Here is a 14,580-nt window from a genome sequence, read left to right on the forward strand (position 1 = left end):
AGTTCAGCTAATGCTGGCGTGATATCTGAAGAGGAAAGGGTCATAAAACAGCAAGCTATCGCGATGAAAACAGGGAGTTAATCTACCGTGGCGACGGGCCGTCGTCGTATAACTAAGCGCCATAAGCTAGGTAGCTTTGCTATATGCCGACGGCGAGTTTTTCTCAAAACCGCTCTTTGATTTGCCCCGGCGTCACGCCGAAAGTGCGGCGCAGGGCGGTGGTGAAGTTGGCCGAGCTATTGTAGCCAGCGAGGCTGGCCGCCTGAGAGATAGGTATGCCGTCGCGTTGCAACGCCAGCATGGCGCGCCGTAGTCGGCAGGTGCGCAGGTATTCGAAGACGGTGACGTTGAAGGTGTGGCGGAAATGACGCTGGAGCGTACTGGCGCTCATGTTGACGCACTTGGCGATTTCATCCATCGAGAGCTGGTCCGCTTCGCCGCTTTCCAGCATGTCGCGGACTTGCTGAATGCGGTGGTGATTGCGCAGGTCGATGCCGTCCCGGTGCTTGGTCTGGCTTTGGGCGGTCAGAGAGCTGAGGGCTTCGATAATCAGCAACATGCACTGACTTTCCAGATACAGCCGCTGCAGCGGGGTGCTACAGCCTGGCGAATTGAGGATCTGCCAGGCGATGGTCTGCGCTTGCCGGGACGGTATCCACAGGTGGGTGGCGAGGTGGGTTTGCGAGAAATCGTAGATGGCCTGCCAATCACTGACGCTGTCCATCAAATTACCGTACAACCACTCCTGACTGAAGGTCAGCGATACCGTTCGCTCATGTTCATTACGCTTGCCGTGGCGGCTGAAACGCGTGGGCTCGGTGAGCGCGATGAGCGACGCGGGCTGGACGTTGCCGAGATGCAGCTGCTGCTCGCCATAGGTCACATGCGCGATGCCGTTGACGACAATCGCCAGCTTGAGCGCGCCGTTCAGGAGCGTCTGCGTTTTCATCGTGGTCAGATTCACCACATCTGCGGTGTGCAGGATCAAATCGCGGTTGAGCTGAGTGACGTTAAATTCGCCAAACAACAGCGGCGTATCGTCTATACCGCTCGGCGTCAGAAAGCGATAATCCCTGGTAATTAATTTCGAACTCTGAACAATATGATTTTTAAATATATTCTTGGATGCTGGTACTTTATTGTCCATGTTTTCCCTTCGTTTTGTCTGGCTATCCTTTGCCATTTCGATGTTTACGCAAAACATTTTGCCGTTTTCGCAAACCTCGCATCAGGGAACAAATGTAACAATGATCGCGCCAAAAGGGTAACGCAAACGATTATCAGTGATGCTTTCTTGCTGACGGTTCATCTTTCGCGCCGGTTATTTTGTTTCGCGCGGTACGTTGCTTTCCATTGCGTAAGGGACGATGGAAGGAAATGCCCCGGTCTGTCAGCAGCCGTCTTTCCAAATGATAAAAAGATAGGGCGATTCAAATGACCAAATACCCACCCCGCCACTGTTTGGCGACGTTGATAGGGTTGGCCTGCTCCACCTTGTCCGGTCTGACATGGGCCGAGACCGCCGAATCGACGAACACAACCACCGCCGCAGGGGCGGCCGCGATCAACACCAGGGAACCAATCGCGACGACGAAAGCCCCGACATCCACCGAGACTGCAGCCGCCAACACCAGGGATCAGGGCCAAAGCGCGGAGAATGCGGATACGATGATTGTGACTGCCGCAGAGCAGACTCGTCAGGCGCCGGGTGTTTCCACCATTACGGCGGAAGATATCAGTAAGCGGCCGCCGGCGAATGATTTGTCGGCACTTATCCGTACCATGCCAGGAGTCAATCTGTCAGGAAACTCGACCAGCGGTCAACGCGGCAACAACCGGCAGATTGATATTCGCGGCATGGGGCCGGAAAACACGTTGATTCTGGTGGACGGCAAGCCCGTGTCCAGCCGGAACGCCGTGCGCTACGGCTGGCGTGGCGAGCGCGATACCCGCGGCGACACCGGCTGGGTGCCAGCGGACATGGTCGAGCGTATCGACGTGCTGCGCGGCCCGGCGGCGGCGCGCTATGGCAATGGCGCGGCAGGCGGCGTGGTGAATATCATTACCAAACCGCCGACGAAAGAGTGGCACGGCGCCTGGAACGCTTACATGAATATGCCGGTGCATAAAGCGGAAGGGGCGACCAAGCGTACCGACTTCAGTCTGATGGGCGGCCTGACCGATAACCTCAGTCTGCGTCTCTACGGTAATTTCAATAAAACGCAGGCTGATGCCCGGGACATCAATGAGGGCCACCAGTCGGAGCGAACCGGCGCTTATGCCAGTTCGTTGCCCGCAGGGCGTGAAGGGGTGCGGAATAAGGACATCAACGGCGTGCTGCGCTGGGACATCACCGCACAGCAGTCGCTGGAGTTCGAGGTGGGCTCAAGCCGTCAGGGGAATATCTACTCCGGCGATACGCAAAACACCAACAGCAACAGTTACGTGGTCGGCAATTACGGCAAAGAGTCCAACCGGATGTACCGCCAGAACTATGCGATGACCCATCGTGGTTACTGGGATAGCGGCATCAGCACGACGTCGTATGTGCAGTATGAACGCACGCAAAACACCCGTATCACGGAAGGGCTGGCGGGAGGCACGGAGGGTATTTTCTCCAGCGCCAACGACTATGGCACGACCAAGCTGGATACCGTGACCGCGCATAATGAGGTCAATATCCCGTTTGAAGCGCTGTTCAGCCAGACGGCGACGGTGGGCGTCGAGTGGTCGGAACAAAAAATGAAAGACCCGACGTCGACCTCGCAGGCGCTGTCCGGCGGCACTATCGACGGTTATGCCAACGGGACGCGCAGCGGCAAGATGTCGGCGCGTATCGCCTCCGTCTTTGCAGAAGACAATATTGAGCTGACGCCCAGCACCATGTTAACGCCAGCGCTGCGGTTCGATCACCACAGCATTGCGGGCGGCAACTGGAGTCCCGGCCTTAATCTCTCGCAGGAGCTGGGCGACGACTTCACGCTGAAATTGGGCATCGCCCGCGCGTACAAAGCGCCGAACCTTTACCAGCTCAACCCGAACTATTTGCTATATAGCCGCGGACAAGGCTGCTACGTCAGTGGGACTAACGGCTGTTATCTGCTGGGAAATGACGAGTTAAAGGCGGAAACCAGCGTCAACAAAGAAATCGGGCTGGAGTTTCACCGTGACGGTTATCAGGCGGGGCTGACCTATTTCCGCAATGACTACCGCAACAAGATTGAAGCCGGTATGTCCCCGATTGGGAGGAGCACCAATGGCAGCACCTACGTCTTCCAGTGGGAAAACGTGCCCAAAGCGGTGGTGGAAGGGCTGGAAGGCTCGCTGAATATTCCGGTGTCGGATACCGTCAGCTGGAACAACAACCTGACGTGGATGCTGCGTTCGGAAAACAAAACCACCGGGGATTACCTCTCCATCACGCCGCAGTTTACGCTGAATTCATCCGTGAGCTGGCAGGCGACCGACAAGCTGTCGTTGCTGGCCGATTTGACCTGGTATGGGCGTCAAAAGCCGAAGAAATATAACTACAAGGGCGAAGCGGTCAGCGGCTCCGAGCTGACGCAGGTCAGCCCGTATTCGGTCGTCGGTCTGAGCGGAAAGTACCAATTCAATAAAAATGTGAGTCTGACCGCGGGGGTGGATAACCTGTTCGACAAGGGTCAGTTCCGTGCGGGCAATGCGCAGTCAGTGAGGAACCTGACCACCAATGTCGTCACCATCGCTGGCGCTGGCGCGGCCACGTTCAATGAGCCGGGCAGAACCTTCTTTATGGGTATTAACACCAGTTTCTAAGGCGTTGCGAGCGAGAACGGCGCTGCCGAGCCGCTCTGCAACAATGTCGCCGCCTGTCGGGAAGGAACCCGTTCGGGCGCGACGTCGGTTACACAGGAGGAAGGGTGTATCAATTGCTCAATACCAGGGACGATATCGTTGAGTCGGCGGTGCGCGGCCGCTACCGCGTGATGACGTGGAGCCCCGACGGCGGGGCGGTTCCCCCGGATGAAGGGTGGCCGGTGATTTACCTGTTAGACGGCGCCAAGTATTTCTCTATGGCGGCTTCCGTGATGGCATCGCTCAGCCGCCCCCGCTGCGGTATTACGCCGGGGATTGTGGTTGGGATTGATTATGTCGGCACCTCCCGGCGCGATAAGGATTACCGTCCTGCGGTAGCGCACCGCGTGCTGGAACCCAATCCACAGGGCGGCTACTATCCGGCCGGGATGGCTGGCGACGCTGCGGGATTTCGCCGTTTTCTTATCGCTGAATTGAAACCGATGATTGCGGCCCGCTATCCCATCGACCTGCAACGCGAAGCGCTGTTCGGGCACTCCTACGGCGGATTGTTTTCCGTTGATACGCTGTTCTGGGCGCGGGAGAGTTTCCAGCATTATTACGCCTGTAGTCCCTCCGTATGGTGGAATGGCGAGTACATCCTGCGACAGGCGGCTTCCCTCAATCTGCAAACCCCGACGCTTTCGCCGGTGAGTCTGATGTTGAGCGTCGGCGAATATGAGCAGTCACTGGAGCCGTGGGAGAGGGGATTGCCCTCCGGGCAACGGGAGATCTTGCGAGAGCATCGTCGGCAGCGCAGGATGGTCGATGGCGTACGCGAGCTGGCGCTGATTTTGAAAAATCGGGCGCCGGAAGTGGATGTTTCCCTGCAAACTTACCCCGGACAGTCGCACCACTCCGTCCCTTTCCTGGCGTTGCACACCGCCTTACGCCACCATTTCCAGCCGACCTGACCCGTTGCTGTTCGCCCTGCGCCTTATGCCCTGAGTATCCAAGGGCGTAACGGCAAGGGTGTTATATAACTCATTGATATAAATCACATCATCGTTAGCCTTTTCGTGAACGCATGGTGCGTTTCTGCGCGCCCATGCTATTCTGCTGACGTGAGAGAGTGAGCGATTAAGCAACGATAATTCCACCGCGATCGCGGTTAAATACGCCAAATGTTGCTATTATGTGAACGAAATAACGAGCGATCACACCGAGATAGGCTGACGACGCTAAGCCGGGCACGCGAAATCTTGCTTCCACAGGCCGATCTCCAGGCATGAGGATGACCATGGGCACAACGTGCGCGGGTATAACGAAGAAGATAATGAGAGCGAGGAGAATGTCGTGCTAGAAGAATATCGTAAGCACGTAGCCGAGCGGGCTGCGCAAGGGATCGTCCCCAAGCCGTTAGAGGCTTCCCAAATGGCGGGTTTGGTGGACTTGTTGAAGCAGCCGCCTGCCGGAGAAGAGGAGTTTCTGGTCGACCTGCTGGTTAACCGCGTGCCGCCGGGGGTGGATGAAGCCGCCTACGTCAAGGCCGGTTTCCTCGCCGCCGTCGCTTCTGGCGAAGCCACGTCCCCACTGATTTCCCCCGAAAAAGCCGTTGAGCTGCTGGGCACTATGCAAGGCGGTTACAACATTCATCCGTTAATCAACGCGTTGGACAGCGCCACGTTGGCCCCTATCGCCGCCAAAGCTTTGTCGCACACGCTGCTGATGTTCGACAACTTCTACGACGTGGAAGAGAAAGCGAAAGCGGGCAACCCGCATGCGCAGCAGGTGTTGCAGTCCTGGGCGGATGCGGACTGGTTCCTCTCTCGCCCGGCGCTGGCTGAAAAAATCACCGTCACCGTCTTCAAAGTAACCGGCGAAACCAACACCGACGATCTGTCACCTGCGCCGGATGCCTGGTCGCGCCCGGATATTCCGCTGCATGCGCTGGCGATGCTGAAAAACGCCCGGGAAGGGATCGAACCGGATCAGCCGGGCGCGGTTGGCCCGATCAAGCAGATCGACGCCCTGAACAAAAAAGGATTCCCGTTAGCCTACGTCGGCGACGTCGTAGGGACCGGCTCCTCGCGAAAATCCGCCACCAACTCGGTGCTGTGGTTTATGGGCGACGACATTCCCTATGTGCCGAATAAACGCGGCGGCGGCGTGGTGCTGGGCGGTAAAATCGCGCCTATCTTCTTCAACACGATGGAAGATGCGGGCGCGCTGCCGGTCGAAGTCGATGTTTCTAACCTGAATATGGGCGATGTCATCGATATCTACCCGTATAAAGGTGAGGTGCGTCGCCACGATGACGACGCACTGCTGGCGACCTTTGAGCTGAAAACCGACGTGCTGCTGGATGAAGTGCGCGCTGGTGGGCGTATTCCGTTGATCATCGGTCGCGGGCTGACCACCAAAGCCCGTGAAGCGCTGGGCCTGCCGCACAGCGAGGTGTTCCGTATCGCCAAAGAAGTCGCCGACAGCGACAAGGGATTCTCGCTTGCCCAGAAGATGGTCGGCCGTGCCTGCGGCATGGCGGGTATTCGTCCCGGACAGTACTGCGAGCCGAAGATGACCTCCGTCGGATCGCAGGATACCACCGGGCCGATGACGCGCGATGAACTGAAGGATCTGGCCTGCCTTGGCTTCTCCGCTGATTTGGTGATGCAGTCCTTCTGCCACACCGCCGCGTACCCGAAACCGGTGGACGTGCAGACCCACCATTCGCTGCCGGACTTCATCATGAACCGCGGCGGCGTTTCGCTGCGTCCCGGCGACGGCATCATTCACTCCTGGCTTAACCGCATGCTGCTGCCGGATACGGTCGGCACCGGCGGCGACTCCCACACCCGTTTCCCGATTGGAATTTCGTTCCCGGCAGGCTCCGGTCTGGTGGCGTTCGCCGCTGCGACGGGCGTCATGCCGCTGGATATGCCGGAGTCCGTGCTGGTGCGCTTCAAGGGCAAGATGCAGCCGGGCATTACGCTGCGCGATTTAGTCCACGCCATCCCGTATTACGCGATTCAAGCAGGGTTGCTGACCGTCGAGAAGAAAGGCAAAAAGAACATCTTCTCGGGCCGGATTCTGGAGATCGAGGGGCTGCCGGAGCTGAAAGTGGAGCAGGCGTTCGAACTGGCTGACGCCTCGGCGGAACGTTCGGCGGCAGGTTGCACCATCAAGCTGGATCAGGCGCCGATCGTGGAGTATCTCAACTCCAACATCGTGCTGCTGAAATGGATGATCTCGGAAGGCTATGGCGACCGCCGTACGTTGGAACGTCGCGTTCAGGGGATGGAGAAATGGCTGGCGGATCCGCAGCTGCTGGAAGCGGATAAAGACGCCGAGTATGCCGCCGTGATCGAGATCGATCTGGCCGATGTGACCGAGCCGATCCTGTGCGCGCCGAACGATCCGGACGACGCTCGTCTGTTGTCTTCCGTGGCTAACAGTAAAATCGATGAGGTGTTCATCGGTTCCTGTATGACCAACATCGGGCACTTCCGCGCCGCCGGTAAACTGCTGGAACAGCATAAAGGCCAGCTGCCGACGCGCCTGTGGATGGCGCCGCCGACCAAAATGGATGCGGCTCAGCTGACGGAAGAGGGCTACTACAGCGTCTTCGGTAAAAGTGGCGCGAGGGTGGAAATTCCGGGCTGCTCGCTATGCATGGGGAACCAGGCCCGCGTGGCGGATGGTGCGACCGTGGTATCGACTTCCACGCGTAACTTCCCGAACCGCTTGGGCGACGGCGCCAACGTCTATCTGGCCTCCGCTGAAATGGCGGCGATTGCCGCTTTGTTGGGACGCTTACCGACGCCGGAGGAGTACCAGACTTATATGGCGCAGGTCGACAAAACGGCGCTCGATACCTATCGCTATCTCAACTTTGACCGACTGTCTCAGTACACGGAAAAAGCGGATGGAGTGATCTTCCAAAGCGCCGTGTAATTCACGGATGTAAAATCGCATGCTAAGCGCTATAGTGCGCGTCGCATAAGGGGGCCTCTGGCCCCCTTTATCATGATGGGCCGGTGCAGCCAGAGAAGATATAACGCGTAGAGTGTCTCTGAGCATGAGCCTTGTCGGTACGGCGACGAGGACTGAATACCGTCGGTCTCTCGAGCGGCGAAGCCCCTGTTGGTGGGGGGCTCGGCTTTGGGCGGGGGACTTCTGCCTCACATCACGATGATGATACTGATAACCAGCTTATTCACAGGAGCGACGGGATGGACTATGAATTTTTGCGTGATGTCACCGGCGTGGTCATCGTGCGTATGTCGATGGGGCATGAGGCCGTAGGGCATTGGCTCAATGAAGAAGTCAACGGTCAGCTGGCGGTGCTGGATGAGGTGGAAGCTGGCGCGCGCTCGGTGCTCGGCAGCGAACGTCAGTGGCAGTTGCAGGGGCACGAATACTCCCTGCTGTTGGATGAAGAAGAGGTCATCATCCGCGCCAATCAGCTCTCTTTAACCTGCGACGAGATGGAAGAAGGGATGAGCTACTACGATGAGGAAAGTCTGTCTCTGTGCGGGCTGGAGGATTTCCTCGCGCTGCTCTCGAAATACCGGCAGTTCATACAAACGCGGTAAACGCGCGTTTCTCCTTCCCCAGAAGCAGGGAGCCTGTCTGAGCGCTCCCTCCCTTCGCGTACGTTAACGCATGCTGGCCGCCATCGCGGCGACGTTATGGCTGAATGCCTCCGTGTAGGTGGCTGCCGGACCTGTGGCGTCCGTCAGGGCCTCCGGATACAGTTCGCCGCCCGGCTTAGCGCCGCTGGCATTGGCGATCTGTTTCACCAGACGGGGATCGGTCTGGTTTTCAATGAAATAGCTCTTCACGTGCGTTTGCTTGATCTGGGTGATCAGCTCAGCCACGCCTTTACTGCTGGCTTCCGACTCGGTGGAATAGCCCAGCGGCGCCAGGAATTTCACGCCATAGGCCGCGGCGAAATAACCAAAGGCGTCGTGGCTGGTCAGCACCCTGCGTTTATCCTGCGGGATGGCGGCGAAGGTCTTTCTGGCGTTGTCGTCCAGCTGTTGTAACTGCTGGATGTAACGCTCGCCGCGCTGGCGATAATCCTGCGCGTTGTCCGGATCGGCCTTGATCAGCGCCTCCAGAATATTGCGCGCATAGATGACCCCATTCGCCATGCTGTTCCAGGCATGAGGATCCGTGGCGGTTTTGCCGTCTTCGACCAAGGTTAACGGCGTGACGCCCGTTGAGGCGGTAACCACCTCCCCCTTATAGCCCGAAGCGGCGATCAGCCGGTCAAGCCAGCCTTCCAGTCCCAGCCCGCTGACGAACACTACATCCGCCTTCGCCAGCGTTTTGCTGTCTTTCGGCGACGGCTCGAACTCATGCGGGTCGCCATTCGGTCCGACCAAATCGGTGACGTGAACGTGTTCGCCACCAATCTGAGTGACCATATCCCCGAGTACCGAAAAGCTGGCGACGACGTCGAGATCTTTCGCCATCGCCAACGGACTCATCAGAAAGCCGGACAGCAGGAGTAATAAAGTAGAACGTTTCAATTTTTTTCCCTCAGTGTGTGACGCAATCATCAACGGCGCGTGCGTAACATGCCGCCGTTAGAGCCAAAAAATACGGAAATGCAGAAGAGGAGGGTGGCGGTCAGAATCACCGCTGGCCCGGCGGGCAAATCGGCGTAATACGACCATAGCAGCCCAATCAGGCTGGCGATGCAGCCGATAGCGACTGACAACGCCAGCATCATGCTGAGACGTTGAGTCCAGAAGCGTGCGCAGGCGGCGGGGAGCATCATCATACCGACCGCCATCAGCGTGCCGAGCAGTTGGAATCCCGCCACCAGATTAAGTACCACCAGCGATAAAAACAGACCGTGGATGGCGGCGCGGGCGCGTCCCGACAGCATGCGCATGAAGGTGACGTCGAACGACTCCATCACCAGAGCGCGGTAGATCACCGCCAGTATCAGCACCGACGCGGAAGTAATGACGCCGATGGTCAGCAGCGCGGGAGCGTCGATGGCCAGAATCGATCCGAACAATACATGCAGCAGGTCGACGCTGGAGCCGCGTAGCGAAACCAGCGTGACGCCGAGCGCCAGCGATCCGAGGTAAAAACCGGCGAAGCTGGCATCCTCCTTGAGCTCGGTGCGACGGCTGACCAGTCCGGACATCATGGCGACGGCCAGCCCGGCGACGAAGCCGCCGATTCCCATCGCCACCAGCGACATGCCGGAGATGAGATAGCCGATGGCGACGCCCGGCAGGACGGCGTGGGACAGGGCATCGCCGATCAGGCTCATTCGACGCAGCAGCAGAAAACAGCCCAGCGGCGCGGCCCCGAGCGTCAGCGCGAAACAGCCGACCAACGCCCGCCGCATAAACCCGAAGTCGGCGAACGGCTGGGTGAGCAGATGAATGAAGATCACTGCACTCTCCTCAGCGGGGTAATGGGCGAGGGCGGCGGCGACAGCAGCTCATGGCAGTCGCCCCAGCGAGGACCGTCTTCGTTCAGCATGACGACGCGGGGAAAGTGCTGCTCCACCTGTTCCAGATCGTGCAACACCGCCAGCAGGGTACGCCCTTCTTCGTGCAGCTGCCGGATGACCTGCCATAGCATGCGGACCGTCTCGGCATCGATGCCGGTGAACGGCTCGTCCAGCAAAATAATCGGGGAGCGCATCACCAGAAGCCGGGCGAACAGAACACGTTGGAGCTGACCGCCGGAGAGCTGACCAATGTGGACGTGTTCGACGTCGCTCATACCGACAGTGTCCAGCGCTGAGCGGGCCTGCCGTCGCAGCGCGGGCGTCAGTCGTCCAAACAGGCCGCTGTCCGGTACGCAGCCCATCAGCACCAGATCGCCGACGCTGATGGGAAATTGACGGTCAAACTCGGACAGCTGCGGTAAATAGCCTATCGGCCGCGTGACGTCCGGCGCGATGCAGACGCAGCCGGACAGCGGCGGCATTAGCCCGGCCAGCGTTTTCAACAACGTCGACTTTCCGCTGCCGTTGGGGCCGATGATGGCGGTGAGCGAACCCGGTTCGAAGCTGCCGTTAATCGTCCCCAGCGGCGCATGCCGGTGATACCCGTAGGTGAGGTGGTGTAATGCGATCATGCGAGTGTGACCGCCCAGGAAATCAGTCCCCACAGCAGGGTCAGCACCAGAGCGACGATGACGACGCGGGTCAGTGTGGAAAAGGAATAAAGGCTCTGCATGTTCTCCCCCTTGAATTTGACTATGTTATAACATAACAAAATGCAGGCGCGGCGTTTCAGACGTAAAAAAGTTTTTCAGGACGTCTTGAGCCCGTGTTGAGAGTGGCAACACTATGATAAACGAGTCAGGCCCGCGCTCCGGAGAGACGCGGGCCTGACTCGTCAGTAAGAACGCCGCGCGGGGCGTCCTGAAGGATTACAGCTGCTTGTTCAGCGGGTCGGCGACGGGTATACGGCGACGCGATGGCATCGGCGTCACCTTGATGGTGCGGCGGCGCGAGGGCTTGATTTCACGTTCATGGTAAAGCTTCAGAACGATCACCACCAACGCCAGCACGGCGGTAATGCCGTTGGCCGTCATGACAGGAATATCTTGTACGTTGAAGCCGTACGCGGTCCACGACGTCACCCCGAAGAACAGGGCGGCATACATCCCAAGAGAGATACCGGTCGTGTCTTTATTGCGAATGATGTGCAGCACCTGCAGGAAAAAAGAGCCGGTGGTGACCCAGGCAGCCAGCGCCCCGAGCGCCATCGGCCAGCGATAAAGTATGGCAATCGCGGCAGCGGCCGCTACCATCGTTCCCGTAACGATCGTGATGTTCTTCTTCATATTATGCTCCTTCACTCACCGGCTGCAGCACCGCGCGAACTTCTTCAACGGCGGAGCTCAGGTGGTCAGCTAATGCTTCATGATGGCGTAATGAACCAAACAGCGCGGGGTGTTGCGAGAACGCGGTCAGCGGATCTTCGGATGAGAAAATGGCGTCAAAGTCGACGCTGTCGATGGCGCGATCTTCATAGCTGAAGGGCAGTTCGCCAGCATGATGCTGCTGCATAAAGAGGAAAAACAGCGCGGGCAGGCGCAGCGTCGCTCGCGGGATTTCATTCTGATGATACCGGTCTTTCAACGTCGGCACGATAAATCCATGCAGTTTGGCGATGCTATCCGAAGAGACGCGGGCCACGGTGTCGCGGACGCCGCAGTTGCCGAAGCGCGCCAGCACGCTTTCGCACTCCTCTTCCTGCACGTGAGTGATACCGCGGCTGCGAAGAGCGGGCAGGACATCCTGCATCACGTAGTCTCGTACCCATGACGTGATCTGCGGCGTCAGACTTTCATCGATGTAGCGCTTGTCCTGCAAAGCGCCAGCCCAGGCGATGCCGCTGTGGCTGGCATTCAGTAGGCGGATCTTGGCTTCTTCCACCGTCGTGACGTTCTCAACAAATTCGACGCCCACCTCTTCCAGCGGCGGACGTTCGCTCACGAAATGATCTTCGATCACCCAGCGGGCGTAGCGTTCGGCGGAAAGCGGCGCCGCATCGTCGGTAATACCCTGTTTTTCCAGACGTTGATAAAGCGCTTCGTCAAACTTGGGCGTGATGCGGTCGACCATGCTGTTCGGCGCGGAAGTGTTGTCTTTCATCCATTCCACGAGATCCTGACGCTCTTTGGCGACGAGGAATTCACGCAGACCTTGCGAGAAGCTGTCGCCATTTTGCAGCAGGTTGTCGCAGCACAGTAAGGTCACCGGGCCGCTTTTCTGTTGCTGACGGGCGGTCAAGATCAGCGTCAATGCGCCATATAAAGTATTTATTTCACCTTCATCGCGAAGATCGGCCTGCACCGCGGAGTGCGTAAGATCGAGATGGCCATCGTCGTCCAGGAAGTAACCTCCCTCGGTAACGGTGAAAGAAATAATTTTTGTCTCAGGGGCGGCGCCTATAGCTACCGTGGAGGCCAACTGGCCGTCCCAAAGAATGATCTGATCGACTGCGTCTATGGTCTCGTAGGTATGTTCGCCGTCAGGGGAAATCGTTTCAAGCGTGTAGAGACCGTTCTGAGATTTGAGCTGCTGTAGCGTTTTTTGCGTTGAGCTATTTCGAATGTTGGATAGCGCCATGTGCCATCGTTCGTTGCCCTGCTTTCGCAGCTGATTAAGGTACCAGGCCTGATGCGATCGAAAGAACGCACTGGCACCCAGATGAAGCCAAATAGAGGAATCTGTAGTTGATATAGGCAAACCCTTTCCTTACTCCATTGGAGATAATTTATTCAATATTAAGGGTAGCATTTTTCAGGTGAGATTAAAAATGTGATACTTATCATGGTGTTAAGTATGGTATGAGCGATATTGGGGCAAACGGGCCGACGAGTGAGAGGGCAATTTCGGTTGCTTGAAATTGATGTCTCAGCACCGTCGGCCTCGGCAGATTAATGGATGCTGACGTTCCATTTGGAGATGCTAAAGGTACCCGAGCCTTTATACAGTTCGGTGCCGAATTCGATGCTGCTGAGGTACTTGGTGTTGCTCATCCACTGCTTCGCGTTGACCAGATAATCCGTGAAATTCTTGATGTTGAGTTTGGAGGCGGTCTGGTTGCTTTTGATCACGAAGGAGTAAATATTCCAGCCGCTGCCGTAGCCCTTATACAGATCCCAAGGGATGCCGCCTATCGTGACGGTATTCACATAAGAACCTGCGGGTATCGCATTGGTGCTGTTCATCCAGATCATCAGCTCATCGGTCGGTGTTGAATACCAGTTGGCATTGTTGTCGGAGTGAAACCAGATATCGTAAGCGACGTTGTACATGCCCGTTGCGTTGGAAAAAGACCAGGCCGCGCTGGTGTTGATGTTTTTGTTTTCGGACAGCCGCACGGGCAGTCCGGTATTGGTTCCGTATCCCGTCGTCCAGTGCCAGCCGTGCACAATGGAGGGGTAGCCTTTCACCGAGTTGGCATCGCTGGGCCATGACCACGACCATCCCATGTTGGTGGCGCTGTTAAGGTAAATGGCCTGCTGCCCGTTAGGCACGGCGCTTTTGCCCCAGGTATTGTTGTAAACATAATCGATGCCGCTCGGCAGGTAGAGTTTGGCATTATCGCCAGAGGCCGAGGCCGCCAAGGCGCTGCCGTTGGCCAATAATACCGCCATCGCGAGAGTGGTAAGACCGGATGTTTTTTTCATGATATGCTCCTTTTTTATATCTCAAATAAACATGACCTGTTAATACCGATTTTCATCGTTAACTGGTTATTTCGTTAATTCCTTTTCGCTCACGAATAGTGTTTATGGTGTAGAAGGTGTCTCGGCATTGAATAATAAAAACCAATATCTCGAGAAAAATAGATGCGCCGTGGAGAATACTTTATCTCCAAAGTATCTAAGAATAATTAAACATGTCGTTAATTGATTAATGGTTGTCGTTGTCTTGAGTGTTAAATGGCGACTCCTTGTCTATATTATTTTAATATTATTGTATTAAAATTACTTGCCACATCATTGATGTGATATGCATATTAATCACCTCGTTTTTGAGGTGATTAATGGATAAAAATAATCCATTAATCATTAATTAGGCATCCTTTTAACTTTATGGGTGAAAGGATTAAAACTAACCCTTTTAGGGGGTTATGGCATTTTTAATATGGGCGAAAATAACAGATAAACCTTAAAACACAGTAATGTACGAATTTTAACCGCCGAACAGGGTTACTATTTTTCTATTCGTGTTTATCTTGTTTAACCACCGTTTAATTACTGTCTCTTATACACATCTGACGCTGCCGACGAAGAGGATAGTGTAGA

The 14,580-nt window shown here is 56.7% G+C and carries 11 protein-coding genes; 4 read left to right on the forward strand and 7 right to left on the reverse strand.

Going from position 1 to position 14,580, the window contains the following annotated elements:
• Positions 1 to 163: 163 nt before the first annotated feature.
• The gene (locus Q7O77_RS06515; protein ID WP_304164641.1) at positions 164 to 1,147 is read right to left on the reverse strand and encodes an AraC family transcriptional regulator; all 984 of its coding nucleotides are present in this window, start codon (positions 1,145 to 1,147) and stop codon (positions 164 to 166) included.
• A gap of 287 nt (positions 1,148 to 1,434) precedes the next feature.
• On the opposite strand from Q7O77_RS06515, the gene Q7O77_RS06520 reads away from it, so the two are divergent.
• From Q7O77_RS06520 to yacL, 4 genes are all read left to right on the forward strand, one after another.
• Positions 1,435 to 3,795 (forward strand): TonB-dependent siderophore receptor, encoded by a 2,361-nt coding sequence (locus Q7O77_RS06520; RefSeq protein ID WP_304164643.1) that lies wholly within the window; start codon positions 1,435 to 1,437, stop codon positions 3,793 to 3,795.
• A gap of 104 nt (positions 3,796 to 3,899) precedes the next feature.
• On the forward strand, positions 3,900 to 4,748 hold the full coding sequence (locus Q7O77_RS06525) for an alpha/beta hydrolase (RefSeq protein WP_304164645.1): 849 nt from the start codon (positions 3,900 to 3,902) through the stop codon (positions 4,746 to 4,748).
• Between the two features lie 382 nt (positions 4,749 to 5,130).
• Positions 5,131 to 7,728, forward strand: a complete 2,598-nt coding sequence (acnB, locus tag Q7O77_RS06530) for a bifunctional aconitate hydratase 2/2-methylisocitrate dehydratase (protein ID WP_304164647.1) — start codon at positions 5,131 to 5,133, stop codon at positions 7,726 to 7,728.
• 278 nt (positions 7,729 to 8,006) lie between these two features.
• Positions 8,007 to 8,369, forward strand: coding sequence for a protein YacL (yacL, locus tag Q7O77_RS06535; RefSeq protein WP_085652933.1), 363 nt, complete (start codon positions 8,007 to 8,009; stop codon positions 8,367 to 8,369).
• A gap of 63 nt (positions 8,370 to 8,432) precedes the next feature.
• Here the strand turns inward: yacL and Q7O77_RS06540 are convergent, their stop codons facing one another.
• The 6 genes from Q7O77_RS06540 to Q7O77_RS06565 all read right to left on the reverse strand — a co-directional run bounded on the left by Q7O77_RS06540 (position 8,433) and on the right by Q7O77_RS06565 (position 13,959).
• The gene (locus Q7O77_RS06540) at positions 8,433 to 9,311 is read right to left on the reverse strand and encodes a metal ABC transporter substrate-binding protein (RefSeq protein ID WP_304164652.1); all 879 of its coding nucleotides are present in this window, start codon (positions 9,309 to 9,311) and stop codon (positions 8,433 to 8,435) included.
• A 29-nt stretch (positions 9,312 to 9,340) separates the two neighbouring features.
• Positions 9,341 to 10,195 (reverse strand): metal ABC transporter permease, encoded by an 855-nt coding sequence (locus Q7O77_RS06545; RefSeq protein ID WP_304164654.1) that lies wholly within the window; start codon positions 10,193 to 10,195, stop codon positions 9,341 to 9,343.
• Positions 10,192 to 10,887 (reverse strand): metal ABC transporter ATP-binding protein, encoded by a 696-nt coding sequence (locus Q7O77_RS06550; RefSeq protein ID WP_304164657.1) that lies wholly within the window; start codon positions 10,885 to 10,887, stop codon positions 10,192 to 10,194. Before Q7O77_RS06550 ends, Q7O77_RS06545 begins: the two co-directional genes overlap by 4 nt.
• A gap of 297 nt (positions 10,888 to 11,184) precedes the next feature.
• Entirely contained in the window at positions 11,185 to 11,601 is a 417-nt protein-coding gene (locus Q7O77_RS06555; protein WP_304164659.1) for a SemiSWEET family sugar transporter, read from the reverse strand.
• Between the two features lies 1 nt (position 11,602).
• The gene (dalD, locus tag Q7O77_RS06560) at positions 11,603 to 13,012 is read right to left on the reverse strand and encodes a D-arabinitol 4-dehydrogenase (protein ID WP_304164662.1); all 1,410 of its coding nucleotides are present in this window, start codon (positions 13,010 to 13,012) and stop codon (positions 11,603 to 11,605) included.
• 191 nt (positions 13,013 to 13,203) lie between these two features.
• Complete coding sequence (locus Q7O77_RS06565) at positions 13,204 to 13,959, reverse strand: glycoside hydrolase (protein ID WP_304164664.1); 756 nt, start codon at positions 13,957 to 13,959, stop codon at positions 13,204 to 13,206.
• Positions 13,960 to 14,580: the final 621 nt, after the last annotated feature.

This window comes from Lonsdalea britannica, from assembly GCF_946477055.1.
Taxonomy (GTDB): Bacteria; Pseudomonadota; Gammaproteobacteria; order Enterobacterales; family Enterobacteriaceae; genus Lonsdalea; species Lonsdalea britannica_A.